5 protein-coding genes are annotated in these 22,453 nt (G+C 41.5%); all 5 read right to left on the bottom strand.

What is annotated here, in order from left to right; genetic code table 11:
* Positions 1 to 26: 26 nt before the first annotated feature.
* The gene (gene clbL, locus A9G23_RS03370) at positions 27 to 1,493 is read right to left on the bottom strand and encodes a colibactin biosynthesis amidase ClbL (RefSeq protein ID WP_065586270.1); all 1,467 of its coding nucleotides are present in this window, start codon (positions 1,491 to 1,493) and stop codon (positions 27 to 29) included.
* Positions 1,490 to 7,957, bottom strand: coding sequence for a colibactin hybrid non-ribosomal peptide synthetase/type I polyketide synthase ClbK (gene clbK / locus A9G23_RS03365; RefSeq protein WP_065586269.1), 6,468 nt, complete (start codon positions 7,955 to 7,957; stop codon positions 1,490 to 1,492). Before clbK ends, clbL begins: the two co-directional genes overlap by 4 nt.
* 10 nt (positions 7,958 to 7,967) lie before the next feature.
* Positions 7,968 to 14,471 carry a non-ribosomal peptide synthetase gene (locus A9G23_RS03360; RefSeq protein ID WP_065586268.1) on the bottom strand — a complete coding sequence of 2,168 codons (6,504 nt, stop codon included), beginning with the start codon at positions 14,469 to 14,471 and terminating at the stop codon, positions 7,968 to 7,970.
* Positions 14,472 to 14,532: 61 nt separating this feature from the next.
* Positions 14,533 to 17,562: a colibactin polyketide synthase ClbI gene (gene clbI, locus A9G23_RS03355; protein ID WP_065586267.1), complete on the bottom strand. Its 3,030-nt coding sequence runs from the start codon at positions 17,560 to 17,562 to the stop codon at positions 14,533 to 14,535.
* Positions 17,563 to 17,621: 59 nt separating this feature from the next.
* Positions 17,622 to 22,406, bottom strand: a complete 4,785-nt coding sequence (gene clbH, locus A9G23_RS03350) for a colibactin non-ribosomal peptide synthetase ClbH (RefSeq protein WP_065586266.1) — start codon at positions 22,404 to 22,406, stop codon at positions 17,622 to 17,624.
* Positions 22,407 to 22,453 lie beyond the last annotated feature (47 nt).

Raw genomic sequence — 22,453 nt, 5'->3', positions numbered from 1 at the left:
TAATTTAAATTGTGCATATTGCGTTATTAATATCCATTTGGTTTTGCAAACCCCCCTGTAATACCTTCACAAAATTCGGCAAAATCTATGGTGATGTCATCATTAAAATGACCAGAAACGATCTGAATAGCGCACGGCAGCTCACCATCTTGTTTTGCCAGTGGATAGATAGTTGCAGGCAGTCCAAATACGGTCGGTAACATATTCCAAAACAAATGTTCGTTATAACCATAGGCAACACCATTAATTTTTAGTTTGCGTTTATTTACCGGTTGTTGCATATGGTGAAAAGCCACTACTGGACTAACTGGCATCAGCAGAATGTCATAATGTGAAAACAGTTCTTTTAATAGATTACTATATTGCTCTCGCAATCGATCCGTTGTGTCTTGTTCATTAATATCATTAGTCATACCTTTATAATAGCTAGCCATTCCTTCTGGAACATCTTGAACATGACTTAATAACCGATAACCAAGTGAAGCCAATCCTGCAGTCAAACGTTGGCGCGCATTTAGCGCTGTTCCCACTAGGCGACCACTAAGTTTGACCGATACATCAAATAATTGCTCTGGATCAATACCTGCAGGCATCGCTTCATCAATTTCAATCCCGAATTGTGCTTTAAGTATTTCAATAAAATTCCGAAAACGCTCAGCCACTTGGTCATCAAGTGGATGGTTTACTGCATTAAACCAAGTACAAATGCGATACTTTTTATGGGCATGATAGCGACTAAAATCCGGAATGCGCGGTGGTTTAACCCAAAATGAATTTAGTGCCTGCATCATTAAACGTAAATCAGCAGCACAACGTGCCATTGGTCCGGAGGTGGATAAATCTGGCTCTGTAGTATCGTGTGGACCACCGCCTGGCATATGCCCACGCACAGACATCAATCCGAGACTACAGCGATGGGCATAGACACCAGTATAGTGCGCTGGCACTCGCATCGAACCAAATAGATCACTGCCAAACTCTACCGGTGTAAAATCAGCGGCTAATGCGACTGCTGCTCCACCGGATGAACCTCCTGGAGAACGTTGCAGATCCCATGGGCTATTGGTCGTACCATAAAGATCGTTATAAGTTTGCCAGTCTGCAGTCATTGTCGGAACGTTAGTTTTACCTATAAAAATTGCACCAGCAGCACGTAAGCGAGCAATGGATGGCGCATCTTGCACCGCACGGTTATTTTTTAAGTGATTGGCGCCAGAGGTAGTTAGCCAACCTCTCACATCAAAGGAGTCTTTGATAGTACAAGGCAATCCATGCAATATCCCAACGGCTTTGCCTGCTTGACGATCTTTGTCGGCTTGCTCAGCATCCTTGAGAGCAGATGCTTTGTTAAGTTGTACCACTGCATTTAATGACTCATTAAATTTAGCTATGCGATCAAAGTAATACTCTACTAATGCCACCGAGGTGGTTTCACCATTTGCCAATTGTGCAAGTAATTCCGTGGCAGTACGATACTGAGAATGATCACTCATTGGTCACTTCCTTCGGTTTGGCGTTTACGACGCAAGGCAAGATTGCCACGTGCACTGCTAATATTAGGTGATTGTCCATTGTTCTCTTCAGGCTCCGATGAGTCATTTTGTAGCGATTCGATGTAGTGGGATACTTCAATGATATTTGGCAAACGGAACAGATCCACAATTGGAATTTCCTGTGCCGTCATTTGTTCAAGAGCTTGTTGAATACGCACTAATTCAATAGAGCTTCCCCCCATAGAGAAGAAGTCATCCTCTACCGTTAACTGATTAACCCCAAGGACGTCTTGCCATAATGCTAACAACTGTTTTTGCAATTCAGTCACTTCATGATTTTGCACTCTAGCCGCCGTTTGATGCGCAAGCTGTTCTGCTTGTTTTATCAAGGTGTTACGGTCCAATTTACCGTTGGCATTTAATGGGAAATCTGCCGCAAGGACTATATTAGTTGGCAACATGTAATCTGGTAATTGCTGTTTAAGTCCATTCATGATGACATCTTTAAATGCCTGAGTATCAATCGGAGCATTTGCTTTACTATCTGTTGATTTTTCGTAAGTCGAAAAGTCCTTTAATAAGGCTGTTTGTGTAAAGGCATCTTCTCCAACAAGTCCACCCACGGTACAATGGATATAACGATGAGTTGGCGATAGTTGGAAATGTTCGGCGACTTTAGTAAAAGTCGCCATACCCAATTGACATAAGCCTAATCCATATTCTGGTGCACCATCCTCCAGCAATTGGCATAAAGTGCCCGCTTCCATGATAGAAAAATGCCAGCCAGCTTCTTCACCATAAAGTGGTTGAATTGCCGCCATATCGGCAATCATGAAGATTGAAAAGGCTGCCCGCTCAGCGATTGAGCGATTTGGTCCGACATGGAAGTCTTGATTTAATGTTACATTTGGTGCTATTGGCATTAAACTACCTTCACGAGGATTAAGGTAATAAATGCCAAACACTCCCTCTTCAATCTTATCTGGATGGAGATAGATATAGGTTTGCACTGGATATAATCCCCCTGCAGAGGCATAATTATATTTCGCAAACGGCAAGCCTGGAATTCTGACCTGAACTAACTTATTCAACAATAAACCTAATTGGTTTAAAGAGATCTTTTGCTCAATGAAGTTACGATAACTGCGACGCCTAATGTAGGCTGCTGTGTCGGTTGGAGCCGGTAAAGTCAACGCTTTACCATTGACTTTGCGAATGTGCAGCTCTTTCAATTTAAAGGCCAAACGTTCAGCCGGATTAGTAATAATTCCTTGGAAAGCAGCTTGTTCTTGTGCTTCTTTTTCGTGCAGTGCATGAGCTTTTTCACGATCATACAATTTTGCAAATGCGATCAAGCGTTTATTTTCGCGACTGCCGACAGCCACAACAACCGACTGTTCAATATCTTGATGATTTTCAATGCAGCGCTCAATTTCGCTTAACTCAACTCTAAATCCGTTAACTTTAACCTGATTATCTTTGCGACCTAAAAACTCCACTTGACCATCGCTAAAATAGCGACCTAAGTCACCAGTACGGTAAATGCGCTCTACATTATCATTACACCATACAAAACTGGCGGCAGTTTTATCTGGATCATTGAGATAACCTTGTGCTAGACCCATACCACCAATGCAAATTTCACCTTCAACCCCAATAGGACACTCTTCTAACTTGTCATTTAGGACATAAATTGGTTGATTCCGTAGACCTCGCCCGTACGGTATACTCTTCCATTCTACTTCGACTTTATCCACCGGATAGAAAATCGACCAAATGGCGCACTCGGTAGCTCCACCTAAGCTAATAATCGTCATATCTTGATTTAGTCTTGATCGCATTTGCGCGGGTAACGTTAATGGAATCCAATCACCACTGAGCAATGCTAGGCGTAATTCTGGGCAGCGACCGGCACTATTACTGAGGTATTCACATAACATCTGCATCAGTGCTGGTACTGAGTTCCATACTGTGACATCTCCCAGATCAAGCATATCCAGCCAATGCCTTGGATCTTTTTCATGCCCTGCATCCGGTAACACTAATGATGCTCCTACCATAAATGGAGCAAAAGCATCGTACACAGACAAATCAAAGCTCAAAGATGATAAACCAAATACCCGATCATTAGCTTCTACATTGAAGCGACTATTGATATCTTCCAAGGTATTCATCGCAGCACGATGATCGATCATTACTCCTTTTGGTGTACCAGTTGAGCCAGAAGTAAAGATGATATATGCCACATCGGTAACATCAGCAGTTTCGGTGACCAATGGTGTTAATGGCGCGGCAAGCATTTGTTCAGTCACCACAACTACCGGTAAATTAGACGGATTGACTAATTCAATGTCTAGTTGCGTAACGAATGCTCCAGCATCACTTTCATTTAGAATCAAGGATTGCCGTTGTACTGGCAGAGATGGATCAATTGGCACATAGGCTGCACCTAATCGTAAAATGCCATGTACTGCGGCGATTTGTTGCCAACCTTTTTTCATTACTACCACAACCCGAGCACCTCGTTTTATACCTTGTGCTTGTAGAGCGTGCGCAACTTCATTAGCGGCGGTGGAAAGTTGACGGTAAGTTAGCGTCTGTTGGGCCGTAATCAAAGCTGTTATATCTGGTGTTATTTCGGCCTGATTTAATAATCCATGATGCATCAACGCTGTCGGTGCCGGGGTTTGTTCTACTGGTGCACTAACGCTAGGTAAACCAAGAATATCTTGCGTCAAATTCCAACTCTGTGGACGGGTCGCTAGTGTTTTTAATAAAGCGCAATAACATTGGAACATTTGATCAATTAACTGCTGATCAAATAATGCTTCAACCACATCCCAGTTAAAATGTAATTCTCCTTGGCGTTCCATAACTTGATGATCGATCCAAACTTGTGGTGTTTGTGAGACGCTATATTGATCATCTTGCGACTGGTTAAATAAGGTATCCCCTTCTTCCCAACGAGCTTCATCTTGGTTTAATAAGCTCGTAAACACAATTGGGACAACCGATTTTGCCGGATCTCGGTGAGCCTGCACTAATAAGCGCGAAACTTGTATACCACCAAACAGACGATGATCTAAGTCGTTCCATAGTCGATTATGGATCGCCTTAGCACGTTCTTGTAGGGTTTCACCTTCACTGAGATTGACCTCTAACAATGTTAATGAGGTAAAATCACCCACTAAGTAATTGATATCTTCATGTAACGGTAGTCGATTAAATAGCGTTAAATTCAAGGTAAAATGTTGTGATGCACTAAACCGCGCTAATACTTGGGCAAAACAACTCAGTAATAAGGTGGTTGGGGTAATATTCATCTGCCCAGCCTGCATTTTTAACCGTTGCCATAAAGCACGAGATAAACTATGGCTACGACGAGCAAATGCTGGGTTATCCAATTCTGATGGATCGATCAACAATGGTAATCGAGGTCCTGGTGGCATAGTTTGCACCCGTTCACACCAATAATTGCGCGCTCGTTCATACTGTGGTGTTTGCTCGTAGGATTTTAACGTTAGAACATAATCTCGGAAGCTATAGGTTATTTTCGGCAAGGTCTCTTGTGGATGATGATAAAACCAAGCTAATTCACGCATGAATAACTCAAGGCTCCAAGCATCTGCAACTAATAAATCAATGGAAACATGCAATCTAGTCTTGTTTTCATGATCAACTACGCCTTCGATCTCGAACAGTGGCCAATGACTACAATCTATCATCTGATGCGACATTGTTTCACGCAAGCTCATACTTAATTGCTGAAATTCGTTGGCATTTTGCGTGACATGAAATTGAGCATGATATGATGGCACTTCTGGTAAAATCTGTTGTAAGCCATCGTCGGTCACTATTGCCCTTAACATGCCATGACGAGCAATCACTTTATTTAGCGCTTGGTTGAATTTATCTTGTTCCAAACCGCGCAATTCATATTCCACATAAATATGAGTCGAAATGTTGCCTAAACCCATAGATTTACGGCGACCTACCCAGTATGCCTGTTGCACATCAGTTAACGGAAATGGTAGATGCTGTTGATCTGGTTGAAATACCGCTTTAGGTAAATCAGGTTCATCACCACGGGTTTGCCATTGTCCAAGCAAATATTGACTTAAACCATCGATTGTTGGATCGGCAAAGAAGGCGCTCAGTGGACAGGTGATATTAAAATGCTGTTTGATATCGTATAAGATGGTGGTTGCTAAAAGTGAATGCCCGCCCATTTCAAAGAAACTGGCTTGAGTACTATCTATCGGGCAACCAAGGGTACGTTGCCAAATGTCAATTAGCGTAGCTTTAACTTCGGCTAATGATACCTCAGGCACTGGTTCAATAGTTGATGCGTTATTGATAACTAATGTGCGCTCCACTTCCACCCAATAGCGCTGACGAGCAAAAACAGTTCCCGGTAATGCAATACGGTAACTGGTTTGTGCATGCTCTACTGCATCAATTATATGCCAATCAACATTAACGCCAAGTTTCCATAGCTGACCTAAAATCTGTAATGCGACCATATTACCTTGCGCTTGATTAGCATCTAATTGGAATGTACACGCATCACGTTGGTTGGCAAACTCTGTGCTGTTGGTACTAGTAATTGGCTGTCCGACATTGAGTTGTTGCCATGCTTGCATTAATGAACAATGTCCATTAATAGCTTCGGCTGCATATTTACCGTCATCTTTACCAATCACAGATCGATTAATAGGCTGCCAACGATCAACTAAACTAATTAATAAATATTGGCTGATAAAAGTACGTTGTGCTTGATTGAGCTGATTTAAACTCGCTAACGTTACTTCCATTCCTAATAGCTCTGTAATTGTTGTCGATAATTCCTGAGACGTTTGTAACCACGCTAATAACGTATCACTATCTAAACAGAAACGATGCTCTAATTGCCAATTAATGGCTGTCAATGAAGTCACCATGTGAACAGGCACACTACTAAGTTTTTGAACTAACTGCTTAAGGTTCTCAACGACAATATGTTTTCGTAATGGCAATGACGCCCGTCCATAGCGTAAAGTATAAGCAACGTCTTGTAATCGATAATCTTGGTGCATAGTTAGCTCTGCAAGTAGATTATTCTCCATATAGCTTAAACTTTCTGGCGTTTTGGCTGACAATGTAATTAAATAAGGTCCTTTGGCTGACTGTTTTGCTTCATGCGATGTAGCATCGGGTAATGGCTCTTGCACTATCAGATGCGCATTGGTACCGCCAAGCCCAAAAGCGCTTACTCCAGCGGTACGTAAACCACCGCTATTCAACCAAGGTTGTAACGTTGTATTGACTTCAAACGGAGTATTTTCCATACCTAATTGAGGGTTGGCTTGTCTAAAATTTAAGGTCGGGTAAAAAACCTTATTTTGTAGACTCAATACCGTTTTGATGAGGCCACTTACCCCTGAGGCCATTTCAACGTGGCCGATATTTGGTTTAACGGCTCCAAGTTTCCATTGATGATCACCTGCATTGACTACTTCAAAAGTGCGTTTGATCGCTTCAAACTCGATTGCATCACCTAATGGGGTACCACTACCATGTAGTTCGATATATTGGATGTCTTGTGGGTCAACACCGGCTAAGCTTTGCGCTTCAATCATTACCTCGACTTGCCCATCAACTCCGGGCACGGTATAACCACTGCGAGATCCACCATCGTTATTAATAGCACTACCTTTAATCACTGCAAAAATATGATCACCCTGTGCTTGGGCATCTACCGCCCGTTTTAACAGCACCATACCTAAACCACTGCTGTATACAGTACCAGTGGCATCAGCATCAAAAGTATGGATTAAACCATCTTCGGACTGTAAACCGTCACCTCGCGAATCATAATCACGTTGATCTTCCATACGGAAAGTGACTCCACCGGCTAACGCCATATCGCATTGACCACTTAATAAGCTCTCACAAGCTAGATGTACTGCCACTAATGAAGTTGCACAACTAGCTTGCACAGTTACACAGGGTCCTTTCGTGTTAAGACGATAAGCTAATTGGGAGGTCAAATGGTCTTTATCGTTACCAACCATAATTTGTAGCCCACCGAGCTGTGACATTTTATCTGGGTTTCCCATTAAATGGGTTAATAAATAAAAACTCGTACTAACGCCAGCATACAACCCAATACGTTCATCATGAACTTGTGGGTTATAACCACTTTGCTCAAATATTTCCCAAGCACATTCTAAGAAAATACGGTGCTGAGGATCCATAATTTCAGCTTCGGCTCGACTGTAACCAAAAAACGGAGCATCGAAATAAGCCATACGGTCGTATACATTATTGAGAGTAATTTTGTTATATCCCTCAGCGTGAATCACTTTAGGATCCAGGATATTACGTCCCGAACGTAGTACTTTTTCAAACTCCTGTACGCTATGTACTCCGGGATAACGGCAATTCATATTGATAATCGCGATATCACTTTCATTGTAAACCATCATTTTTTCCTTAACGTTGACGTTTATGGCGGCGCTGAAGCCGTTGTTGAGCTCGAAGTTGAGAAGCATCACGATGCTGCACATGACTAACATCGGGAACATTGTCTAACTTCGCTTGTAGATAATCGGCAATCTTCTTCACGGTAGTTAGTCGAAACAATTCTGCAATCGGGATAGTGACATTAAACTTCTCTTCAATACGTCGATGCATTAGTACAATTTGAATTGATCCTCCTCCTGCTTCAAAAAAGTTATCTTCTAGTCCGACTTGCGGTTTTTGTAATAACTCACACCAAATACACGAAACTTGTTGCTCATAAGATGATGTGGCCGCTGTAGTTACTGTAGACTCTGATGCCGATGTACTCATATGATTAATAACTTCCCGAATCAGTGCTGCCCTATCAATTTTGCCATTAGAGGTCATTGGCAGCGCGTTAATAATGTAGAGACCTTGTGGAATCATATAAACTGGCAGTGACTGTTGAAGTTGCACCAATGCCCCGTCTATAATCTCGTCGTTATTAACGATATCCGTGGTCAATGTAGTTGTGATAAAAGCATAGATATGCCCTTGATGAAATACCACGGCTGCATGGTTAACCGATGACAAACGTTCTAAATGACATTGAATTTCTCCTAATTCAATACGGAACCCATTGACTTTAACTTGCGTATCTTTACGTCCCAGAAACTCAATTTGACCATCGGCAAAATAACGACCTAAATCACCTGTACGATAAATACGTTCAGCACTGGCTTTACGCCAGACAAAACTGGCGGCAGTTTTATCTGGGTCATTGAGGTAACCTTGTGCCAATCCCATGCCTCCAATGTAAATTTCACCTTCAACCCCTACAGGGCACTCTTCTAACTGTTCATTTAATACATATATTGGCTGATTGCGTAAACCTCGACCATAAGGAATACTTGTCCAGTGTGGATCAAGATCCATAATCGGGTAGAAAACAGACCAAATAGCGCATTCGGTAGCACCACCTAAACTAATAATAGATAACGTTTGATTAAGTCGGGAACGCATCTGACCTGGTAACGTTAATGGAATCCAATCACCACTAAGCAATGCTAAGCGTAATTGCGGACAACTTGCGCTACATCCATTTTGATATTCACATAGCATTTGCATTAAAGCAGGTACCGAGTTCCACACGGTAACTTTTGCACGGTTTAGCATATCTAGCCAGTGCTGTGGATCTTTTTCAAAACCAGCATCTGGTAACACTAATGCTGCACCGACCATAAATGGCGCAAAAGCATCAAACACAGATAGATCAAAGCTTAGTGACGATAAACCAAAAACCCTATCCCTTGCCTGTAAGCTAAAACGCTGATTGATATCCTCCAACGTGTTCATGGCTGCACGATGATCGATCATTACTCCTTTTGGTACACCGGTAGAACCTGAGGTAAAGATGATATAAGCAATATCAGTTATATCAGCTTCTACTACATTTAATGGTTTTGTTGCCTCTTTGAGCATTGCCGGCATCACGACAACAACCGGTAAGTGAATTGGATCTGCTAGCTCAATTTGAGGTTGCGTCACCATAGCGCAAACTTCACCTTCAGCCAATAACAACGACTGTCGTTGCACTGGCTGTACAGGATCGATGGGTAAGTAAATTGCGCCCAAACGCAAAATCGCATGTACCGCAACAATTTGTTCCCAACCTTTTTTCATCATTACCGCAACCCGATCACCACGTTTAACCCCTAAAGCTTGTAGCTGTTTAGCGATGTTATTGGCAGCGCCAGATAGTTGGCGATAAGTAAGGCGTTGGTTAGAAGTTATCAGTGCTATTGCTTCCGGTGTTAACTCGGCATAATGCAATAATCCATAATGCATCAACCTTGTTGGTACTGGTTTTTGTTCGACAGGCGCACTTAGGCGCGGTAAGGATAATGAGCTCTCTGGCATTTGCCAGCGTTGTGGCTGGTTCGCAAGCTCAATGAGGGTCTGACAATAGGTCGTGAACATAGCATCTATCATAGTTGGATCAAAAAGTGCATTCACTACATCCCAATTAAAATGCAGTTCTCCACCTGATTCTAGGACCTGATGATCAAGCCAAACCTGCGGCGTTTGGGTGATATTAGCGTCTTCAAGTAGGGTAAAACCTTCAACTACTTGTGCTGATAATTCACCATCGGCATTGTCCAAAACACTAGTAAATACTACCGGCATAGGTGACTGGAATCGTCCACTACGAATAAGTGCCTCGTTAACCCGAATACCACTATAACGACGATGATCCAAATCGTCCCATAATTGGCCCTGAATAATTTGTGCGTTTTCGGCATAACTACGTTGACTATCATAATGAATATTAAGTAGACTCACTGCTGTAAAATCACCAATTACAGCTTCCGCACCAAGGTAGCCCATTGGACGATTAAATAAAGTCAAATTGAGCGTAAAAGCTGGTTGACTACACCATCGCGCTAATACTTGACTAAATACGGTCAATAATAAGCCAGTTTTAGTCACATGAGCAGCTTGAGCTATTTGCGTTAAAGATCGCCATTTTTCCACCGATAAGCGACAACTACGTCTTACAAATTTAATATCAGGTAACAATAGGAGATCACCCTTAATCGGTAATCTTGGTGGACCATATAACTGATTGATTGATTGTTCCCAATAGGCTTTATCACGCTGATAGGTCGTGCCAGCTTGCTCAACCTGTAATGCCTGTACATAATCACGGAAGGAGAATGGCAAAACTGGTAATGGAGTAGCCGGTTGCTGATAAAGAGTAATTAACTCTCGTTGTAGGGTACGCATACTCACTGCATCAGCAATGAGAAGATCAAGGCTAAAGTGCAATCGCCCATCTTGTTCAGAACATTGTGTATAACTAAAGTCAAACAATGGCCAATGATCGACAACATGAACTTTATGGGACAATTCCGCCCGAATTGTTTGCAGAGCATTTTGGCTATCATGTGGTGTTAGTCCACGTAAATCATGATAAGCAATCTGATATTCAGGCACCTGCGCTAATATTTGTTGAGTGCCATCTGGTAGCACAATTGCCCGTAACATATCATGACGAGCAATGAGTTGACTAAGAGCTTGGCTAAAACGTATAAGATCAAATTGGTTAACTGCAAATTCATGATACACATGAGTAGCGACTGCGCTATTGCCAGTTTGTCGACCAATCCAATAAGCTCGTTGTACATCGGTCAACGGAAACGGTTGATAACGAGCATTTTGATTGTTGGTAATAACAAGCGTTTGCGCAACCATTGGAATATTTTGTGCTTGTAGCTGAGTAATCCTTGCTGTGAGTGCACGCACATTAGCATAGTGGAAAATGTCCTTTAAGGTCAGTGCACACGCAAACTCACGATTAATCTCTGCTAACAATGTTACTGCCAGTAGAGAATGGCCGCCTAGACTAAAAAAATCACTATTTGGATCAGGATTTTTAATCGGTAAAAAATGCATCCACAGTGTCATTAAGGCTTGTTCTTGCTCATTGAGCTCGAAAGTTTGCGGTTGACTAGCTTCCCTATCAAGCACGAAACTATCAGCTAACTGCTTCCGATCAATTTTGCCGTTGGCTGTCAGCGGATAGTGTTCAACTTTTTGCCACAAAGTCGGGATCATATAATCTGGTAATTGCTGTTGAAGTTCATGCTTTAGAGCATTAAAGTCAACATCTTGCATAGTGATCACTGCAACTGCTAACAGTTTATCGACTTGTGCATTATCAATACACACTACCACCGCACTTTCGACGTGTATATGCTGAGCGATTACCCGCTCAATTTCACCCAATTCGATACGATAACCGCGTAGTTTGATTTGGGTATCTTTACGACCAATAAAGCGCAAATTTCCATGCGGATCGCAACTCACCAAATCACCAGTTCGAAACATTTTCGCCCCAGCAAAGTGACTAGGTTCGGCAAGAAAATGCTTATCGGTTAACTCTGTCTGCCCATCATAGCCCATTGCTACACCTGCACCTGCAATATAAAGCTCACCAACAACGCCTGACGGTACGGGGTTACCCTTCTCATCTAAGATATAAATTCGAGTATTGGCAATCGGCGATCCAATGGTGATGTGATTAAAGTCAATCACCTTTGCTTTTAATGACCAAATTGTAGTCTCGGTCGGTCCGTATAGGTTCCACAGTGTTTGACAGCGATTTAATAACCCTTCAGCTGTGTGCACTGGCAATGCTTCTCCCCCTGCTAACACACAGAGATTATCATTACCCTGCCATCCTGCAGTGAGTAAAGCCTGCCAAAATGACGGCGTGGCTTGCATAAGGGTTGGTTGATATTCATTAATCAATTTGATCATGGCGAAACTGTCAGCAGCGATTTCCGCTTCTGCTATATATAGACTAGCGCCAGATATTAACGGTAACAAATATTCCAAGAAAGAAATATCAAAGGCTGGGGTCGTGACCGATAATAAGCGACTACCTTTATCCACAGCAAACGTCTGTTGCATATCTAATAGCAAGTTAAGCAAACTACCGTGCTTAATGGTTACCCCTTTCGGTTCACCCGTACTACCCGATGTGAATAGAATATAGGCTGGTGCATCGAGTAAAATCGGCATACGAAGATTATCGGAAGGCAACTCTGGTATAGTATATAATTGATCAAGTTCCAATAACAATAATGGTACAATGTCTTGATATTCACAGTACTCTCTGACCACTAAACAGGTTAAACCAGCACGTTGCATAAGACGTCGTACACGAGCCGATGGTTGATTGATATCAAACGGCAAATACACTGCGCCCACATACCAAATCGCTAACATTGTAGCAATTAAGTCGCCGTGTCTTGGTATTAGTACTCCTACACGATCACCCAATTGGATACCATGTGCTTTTAATCTTGTGGCAATCGTCTGTACCTTAAGCCATAGCATTTGCCAACTCATCTGGTAATCAGCACCTTGGATCACTATCTGATCTGACTGTTGTAAACTAATTTGTTGAATTAACGTCAATAAATCATGTGGCGCTGGCCAAGTAACATCGGTAGCATTGAACGCCTGAAGTGCATATTGCCCATTAGACTGATTAAATGAACTAATTTGATTGATCGGTATTTGGAGATTGACAGTTAATGCAATACAATATTGGCGAAATGCCTCGGCAATATTCTGTACATATGCTTCATTATACAAACCACTATTATATTCAAGCGTGACATCAATAGTATCTCCATTGTCGAAGACTTCCACAGTCATATCATATTTAACCGAGTTATTGTGATAGTTTAATTGTTTCCACTGAGCATCAGCTAAGCTGAAATTACGCTCGTTCACTTGATAATGATAGATATATAAAATCTGAAATAACGGTGAATGGGATGGTTGACGTGGAATATTCAGACTATTGAGCAGCATTTCAAATGGCAATTTCTGCCTTCCAAAAGTCTCTTTTACATTCTTTTTTACCTGTCGAAGCGCATCATGCGCTGTAATCAAAGTACTAAAATCGCTATAGATCAAGACAACACTAGCATAAAAACCAATGCTGTTAAGCAATTCTGGTCGAATACGTCCAGAAACAGGAGTTCCGATAATCAACTGTTGCTGATTGGTATAGCGTAACAACAACAATTTGAAAGCTGTAAGTAATAAAACAAATGGCGTCGTTTTTTGTTCACTGGCAAGGCGTTTGATGGCACCATTCAACAATGCATCAAAGGTAATGGAGATCTTTGCACCTGCTTGACTTGGCACTGCTGGACGTGAATATAACGTTGGAAAGGTGGATAGCCTTGGTGCATCATGTAACCGTTCTCGCCAATAATTAAGATCTTGGGCTAACAATGGTTCTTTAAACCACTCACGTTGCCAACACGCATAATCAGCATATTGCCATTCTGGTTCAACAGGTGCCGGTAATGTATTATTTTTTAGATAATTATATTGTTGTTGCAATTCGTTAAAGAGTATTCCTAACGAAATCCCATCCATAATAATATGATGCACACAAAACACAATGTAATCACTTTGCCCTGATTGAACAAGATGTTTTATAACTAATAAGGGGCCTTTTGCCAGATCAAACTGCGTATTGATTACGCTTTGAATCACGGTATCTCGTTGCGCCTCTGAACTCTGATGATCAAGCGTTATTCGCTCTATTGATACCTTTACTTCATCATCAATCACTTGGCAAAGTTGCTTATCCTGTAAGACAAACCGCGTACGCAAGATAGCATGCCGCTCCTGTATCAAGGCAAACGCTTGATTTAAAAACTGACTGTCAATATTGCCTTGTATTTTATAAACAACATATATATTGTAATTAGTTACATGGCTATCGTATTGTTGCAAAAACCATAGTTGTTCTTGATTATAAGCTAGAGGAAGAGCCTCTTTCTCATTGACTTTAACAATCGGAATACTCAGAGGCGAGACACCTGCATGTGCCAATTGTTGTAACAATTTTTGCTTTTTGTCTTCGGGTAATTTACGCATGTTTGCAATATGCTGCGTTATCATTAACGTTTATTTCCTTTTTATCACAGTTAACCTACTGTTATTGTTACCATTAACAACTCTTTTAGTTTTTCACAATCTCTTCTAGCAACGATGCCAAAATCGCATCTGGTTTTGCTGTAAGTTGGTGTTCGATCTGCTCAGCTAACACGCGAACATTGGCTTCTTCCATCAATGTTACAAATGAGACCGTTACTGAGAAAACCTCTTGAATTTGCGCTAATAGGATTCCCAGCATCAAGGAGTGAGCACCTGCTTCAAAGAAATCATCATTGATACCTAAACCGTCAATACCGAGTATAGATTCGCAGATAGCTAACAATTCACGCTGAGTATCGGTTTGAGCCGGTTCATATGGGGTAGAGAAATGAGGTCGTGGCTGTCGGTTGGAGTTGCTTTTTGCAAATGTAACAGTATTGTTAACAACATCATTAACTGGTGTTTGAATCCCTTGTTCTTCTGGGCTTGATACCCAATAACGAGTTTTATCAAATTGGTAAGTGGGCAAAGATACACGACGCGGACTATCACCAACAAGTGATACCCAATTTAGATTATGTCCTCTTGCCCATAAACTGGCGGCGGTTTCTAACAGGTGTTTATTTTCATCCATTTCGCTGTTAGCCGTTGGCAAGGAACTTTTAGCCTCACTATGCGCCAATTGATGACTATTAACCAAATGAACTAAAGTCGATCCCGGACCAATTTCAAGGAAATCGCAATTATATCGTTGATGTGCTACCTGTACCGCTGCCGAGAACCGAACTGGCATTAACATTTGGTTAATCCAATAATCCACAGTGGTTAGAGTGTTAGCCTCTACTGCGTTACCCGTGGCAGTTGATATAAAGCTATAAGTTGGTGGATTTAGATGTACATCAGCAAATTCAAGGCGTAATGCCTGAGCCACATCTTTCATCATATATGAATGAAATGCATGCGACGTGTGCAACAGTTTATTGATGACATTTTTATGTGTTAGCTGCTCACTGATCGCAGCGATATCTTTTTTGGGTCCTGATAGCACTGAATAATTCGGTGAGTTAATCGCAGCAAGAGCTACGCAATCATTAGTATAGGCATTGGCCTCATTTTCAGCAAGAGCTACCATTAACATTGCACCTCTTTCAGCACTGCTCATTAATTTAGCTCGTTTAGCAATCAAACGTAACGCATCATCAAGCAAGAACACGTCTGCAACTGTCGCGGCAACCCATTCGCCAAGTGAATGACCAATCATTAATGTTGGTTCAACACCCCAACTGATCCATAATTGAGCCAGTGCATACTCAACGCTGAATAGTAACGGTTGCGTTAACCATGTTTGTGATAAACGTTCAGCTTGTTCATTGGAAATTGGCGCACTAAAAAGTTCAGCACGAATATCAATCGCAGCATCACGCGCCAAAATATCAGCACAGTGATCAAATGCGGCGGTATAAGCTGGCCATTGGCGATATAACTGTTGTCCCATACGTTGATATTGACTGCCTTGACCAGAGAATAACCAACCTAGATTAGGTTGTGCTTTAGCAATGTCTTGGATGATTGATTGATTATTTTTATCAGTCAGTAAGTTAGCTGCATTTGTCACCGCATCGCAAACGATAGCGGCACGGTATTCAAACATTGTTCTACCAGTTGCTAACGTCCAAGCAACATCACGTTTATCGAGCTGTTCATATTGCAAGAAATCAGCAAAGCATTGCAAACTGTTTTGTAATGAGCTCTTAGTTTTGGCGGAGAATGGCAAAATACAGTATGATGGAGCATCAGCACGCGGCTTATTGTAAGCAGGCGCTTGTTCAACTACTACATGCGCATTGGTTCCCCCCATACCTAATGAAGTGACACCAGCCCTACGGATACCACTTTTTGGTTGCCAATCCTGACATTGTGTATTGATATAAAAAGGACTATTGGCTAAATCAATTTGTGCATTTGGGCGTTTAAAATGCAGTGTCGCCGGAATTTTACCATGATAAACCGCCAACGCTGTCTTGATTAATCCTGTTACACCAGCGGCAGTATCTAGATGACCTATATTGGTTTTAACCGATCCCAATGCACAGTATTGCTTTTCGTTAGCAGTAGCAAAGGCTTGGTTTAAAGCTGAAAATTCTATCGGATCACCTAATTTGGTGCCAGTACCATGCGCTTCAACGTAGCTAATATCCTGGGGTTGCAATCCGGCTAATTTCTGCGCCTGTACAATCACCCTCGCTTGAGCATCGACACTGGGCGCGGTATAGCTGATCTTTTCTGAACCATCATTATTAACGGCGAATCCTTTGATGACAGCATAAATGTGATCACCGTCACGGATGGCATCATCGACTCGTTTTAACACCACTAATCCGGCGCCGGTACCTGGTACAAATCCACTACTGTTATCGTCAAACGCTCGACAATGACCATCAGTCGAAGTAATGCCACCTTCTTGTGATAAATAACCGGTTTTTATTGGTGGGCCTAAGGTGACACCACCTGCTATTGCCATATCACATTGCCAAGTAAGTAGACTTTGACATGCCACGCAAACCGCCACTAATGACGTGGAAGAAGAAGATTGGATAGTAATGGCCGGACCACGCAAATTGAGATGATATGCAATTGAGGTGGTAATACTATCTTTATCGTTACCAATTGCTGCTTGTAAACTACCGGAAGAGAATACCCGTTTAAATTGTGGTAACAAATTTAACATTAAATATGAATCCATACTCTTACCGGCAAATATACCAACATCTCCCGGATAATCACTCGGTACATAACCAGCATCTTCAAAGGCAGCCCAGGCTGTTTCTAATAATACTCGGTGTTGGGGATCAGTTAATTCAGCTTCACGTGGAGCAATACCGAAGAATGCAGCATCAAATTTATCAATATCCACAACCTCTCCTTTGGCTTTAACATAGTCAGGATGACTAATGAAATCTGGACTAATTCCCATTGCTAATAATTCTTCATCAGTATAAAAAGAAATACACTCTTTATTAGCTATTAGATTAGCCCAAAATTCTTGTATAGTATTAGCTTGTGGAAAGCGACCTGCCATGCCCACGATAGCAACGCCAAAATTATTTTCTGCCATTATAGCTCTCCTTAACTTTTATAAAATTTACCTATTCCATTTATTTACTGTGCAGTGATTTAGCATTTACGTCCCCAATGAGTGGAACCAAATGCTGACCGTTGATTGTCTGCACGTTGCTGTTGTAAGGCGCAATCTTTTAATTCTTCTTGTATATTGCTCGGCGTCTTTAGATAACTTGCTAAGCGTTTAATAGTGGTAAAGCGCATTAAATCGACTAATGACACTTGTTGCCTACATATTTCACTGATCATTTGTTGCATTTGTACCAGAAGTAATGAGTGTCCTCCTAAATCAAAAAAATTGGTCGTACAGCTAACTTGTTCAACACCAAGTAATTGTTGCCAAATCATCACTAATTGACGTTCTAATTTGTTAGTTGGTGCTACGTATTCCCCTTGCCCTTCAAGCTGACCTAAATCTACCTCAGGTAATTGTCGAGGATCGACTTTGCCATTTATCCCAATCGGCAATGTCGGTAGAGGGATATAAAACAGTGGTAGCATATGCAATGGTAGCCGGATACTGAGCCAAATACGGATTTGTTGACTATCAAGTACCACACCATTTTTACTGACATAAAAAGCAACTAAGATCGGGGTTGCTAAAGCATTACGACGCACATCAACCCAAGCATCAGCAATATCGGGATGCAGTTTAAGTTGACTTTCAATTTCGCCTAATTCTACTCGATGCCCACGTATTTGTACTTGTCGATCTTCACGTCCCAAATAGAACAGATTACCATCCAACGCCCAACGAGCCCTATCGCCAGTTTTTAGTACACGCACATCTGGCAGTTCTGGTAACTGAATAAAGCGGTGTGAATTTTGCTGTTCGTTCAAGTAACCTGGAGACAAACCTAGCCCAGAAAAACACAATTCACCTACCGCGCCGGGCGGTACCAATTTATGATTAACATCAACCACATAGACTTGGGTATTTTGTATTGGTCGTCCGATTGATAACGGTTCTTGTTGCCGGTCAGTGCGTGGTTCAATGATGTGATACGTTGAGCAAATACCGCTCTCGGTCAGACCATAGCCGTTTACGACCTGCATATGAGGTAATAATGGTGCTATCTGATCATAATTCATAGCTTCACCACCACAGATAAACAATCGCAACGCACCAAGATCTTGGCTTAATGATGAAAGACTCGCAGAGAGTGAAGGAGTAGTACTTACAATCGTAACGTGTTGGGTCTTCAGTAATGCCACAAAGGCATTAGCATCTAAACTCTGTGTTTTTTCAGCTAACACTAAGCTCCCACCAGCTGCTAAAATTGGTAGAATTTCTCCCACAAAACTAGCTGAGGCAATAGAAGTAATTGGTAATAACACATCTTGACGGCTTACTTGATAACTTTGGATAAATGAGCAAATTAAATTAACGAGATTTAATTGCGATAACCTAACGCCTTTCGGCACACCCGTAGTACCTGAAGTGAAAATAATAACAGCATCTTGATTCAATACGTTCGCAACTAATGAGGTTACTAAGTCAGCATCATTAACTGACGGTAATGCCTGCCAATTTGGCAATGCTATAGCCCGTACCGCAGATAATTGTTGTTCAGCCAAATCGGTGGTGGTGATCAATAACCTTGCATTAATCTGACTAAAAATCAGTTGGTTACGCTCTAGGGGTGCATCATTATCAATAGGAACGTAAGCAGCACCGATAGCTATAACCGCTAATTGGATTATGATTAAGTCGCAAGACAGCGGTAACATTATTACCACATAATCACCAGATTTAACCCCTTGCCTTATTAACCACCGCTCCATACGTGCAATTGCCTGTTGCAATTGTGCATAGCTCAAAGCATCATTACCATGCCGCAACGCTATCTGGTCAGCTGCTTGCTGGTAATGCGGTGTCAACAATTGCAGCAAATTGGTGACAGGTGGCAGAGCCATTTGGGTATCATTTAGCTGTTGCAACCAAGAATATTCACGTCGATTAAATTTGATTAATTCGTTAACCGTGGTAGATGGTTGTCGGCTAGTAGCTTCCAACAAGTCAAAAAATTGGGTAATGAAGTTATTAATTCGTTCAGCACTATAGAGCTCGGTATTATATTCAAAGGTACCTGTCATTCTTCCATCGATATATTGCATGCTTAACGAGATATCAACTTGTGAAGCGCCGGTATTCAGTAATAATGGAGTCACTGTAAGGCCATTTAGGGTAGGACGAGCGATTGGCATATTGTCTATCTGGAACATACATTGATATACTGGGAATTGTCCAGCACTTCGCTCAATGTTTAATGTTCTCACAATTTCCTCAAAACCAAGTCGTTGATGTTTAAAAGCGGAAAAAAGTTGTCTTCTGACCACTTGCACCAAGGCTGAAAATGATATCTCTTCATCCACCGTTAAACGTAATGGCAACACATTGATTAATGGTGCAATGAGATGTTCGCTCTGTTCAGTTAAACGCCCCGCTACAGGCATACCAACAATATAATCTTGTTGACGAGCATTACGTTGTAAAAATACAATAAAGACAGCTAACAAATAGTTATACAAGGAAACCCGTTGAGCTCGAGCACTTGCTATCACCGCTTCGCTTAGCGCAACTGGCAATTCGAAAGCCACGAACGCACCTTGATGCCGATTGGCATATTGGCGCTGTCTATCACCGACGATATCCAATACTGGTAAATTACCGTTTAATGTTTCTCTCCAATATGCTAAATCCTCTTGATACTGATGACTTTGTCGCCATTGTTCTTGCTCTTTTATATAATCGATATACTCCATGGGTTGTTCATCACTAAGAGCTTCACCGTTATAAACTGCCTGCAATTCACGCAATAGTACACCTTTTGACCAACCATCACTGATAATATGATGTAAATGAATTACCAACACATGGTGCATATCATTGAGTATGATGAGTTCAAAACAGCAAAGTGGTGATTTTGCTCTCAATGGCATCGGTTGCGATACCTTAAGATTGATTTGATTGGTTAAATTAGCCGTGACCGATAATCGGCTAGTTTTGTATAAAGGCTGTGATAGGCTAGCGGGAATGGCTAGTATCGGTTTACCATCTTGCAGTTCAACCGTTGCTCTCAATAACGAATGGCGTAACATTAAACTTTTAATTGCTTCATTCAATCGTACTAAATTCAGTTTACCTTCAAGCTGTAACGCTGCTGGATTATTATAAAGTGCAACATCTGGTACCAGTTGTTGCATAAACCACATGGATTCTTGTATTGGCGACAATGGGCAGTATTGCATGTAGGTTGATTCTCGCAGATCAACACATAACGCTGATTGTTGCCGAGCGATAGCAATAAGCTGTTTTCGATCACATTTACCATTGGCGGAAAGTGGTAAGGCTGAAAGTACGATTAAGCGATTTGGCAACATATAATTTGGTAATGAAGTAGACAATGAAAGCCGTAAATCATTAAGATCGACCATTTCAACACTGACAATAAATGCATAAATGAGTTGATGGTCAACATTTTCCTGATCTGCAATCACCGCAACCTGTTGGATATTAGGATGACGCATAATATGTGCTTCAATTTCTCCTAGTTCAACACGGAGTCCTCTTATTTTTATCTGAAAATCATTACGGCCTATGTAATAAAACTCGCCGCTTTGGCGATCATAACGTACAAGATCACCCGTTTTATAGACTCGTTCAGGTTGACCATTATGACAAAGCGCTGGATGTATAAAAAAGCTACGTTCGGTTAACTTTGGATTATTTAGGTAACCACGGGCTAATCCTATCCCCGCAATATACAGTTCGCCTTCTTCACCATCGGCAACCACCTTGAGAGCTTCATCCAAAACATATAGTCGACATTGATCAATTGCACGTCCAATCGGCACATCATGATAATTCTGGTTACGCAAACAGGTATGATAACTGACATCAATAGCTGCTTCGGTTGGTCCATAAAGGTTAACAAGTGTGCCATCGGTGACTTGGCGATAGAAATTGGTTACACTATAAGCACTGAGTTTTTCACCACTGACAAACACCCATTTTAAGGAGGCACTAAGTGCAGGATCATTTTTGATCTCAAGGTATTCAACAAACAGATTCAACATTGACGGTACGAAATGTATTACTGAGATTTGATGGCGTTGGATGAGTCTTAGCATGGTACGTGGATCACTTTCTAATCCAGATGGTAATAATACCACGCAAGCACCATACATCGCCCACCAAAACATTTCCCATACAGATACATCAAAGGTATAAACGGTTTTTTGAAACAGGACATCTTGATCATTAATCGGATAGGCTTTTTGCATCCACACAATTCGATTAAGTAATGCTCCATGTTCGTTAGCCACACCTTTCGGCGCCCCAGTAGATCCTGAAGTATAAATCACATAGGCTAACTGTTTTGGTAATGGACGATAATCTAAATTACTACTCGCCATGTTTAGTATGGCCATATCATCTATATGACACATTGGTACAGACCAGATTTTATTATCGTGCTGATGGTAAATAACATATTGGGCATTACTGGAAGCAAGTATATTGTTAATCCTGCTACTAGGTGCATCTGGCGCTAAAGGCAAATAAGCACCGCCTGCTTTTACTATACCAAAAATCGCAATCAACATTTCTATACTTCGCGGAAACAGTATAGCAACGACACTATCTTCGCCAATCCCTTGTGTCCGTAGATAACGGGCTAATTGATTTGAACGCTCATTCAATTCTCGATAGGTGATAGCCTTATCACCCATAAAAACAGCCGATTTATCAGCATAGCTATCGGCAATACGATATAGATAGTCAACAATTGTTTCCTCGTTCTTCACCTGTTGATCCACTTTTTCATGCTGGCGCATATACCATTCCTTAAAATCTATAACCCATATGGGTTTATTCATGGTTT

Origin of the sequence: Gilliamella sp. App4-10 (genome assembly GCF_001690495.1) — a bacterium.
Classification (GTDB): Bacteria; Pseudomonadota; Gammaproteobacteria; order Enterobacterales; family Orbaceae; genus Gilliamella; species Gilliamella apicola_G.
This window is presented reverse-complemented; position numbering and strand designations above follow the sequence as displayed.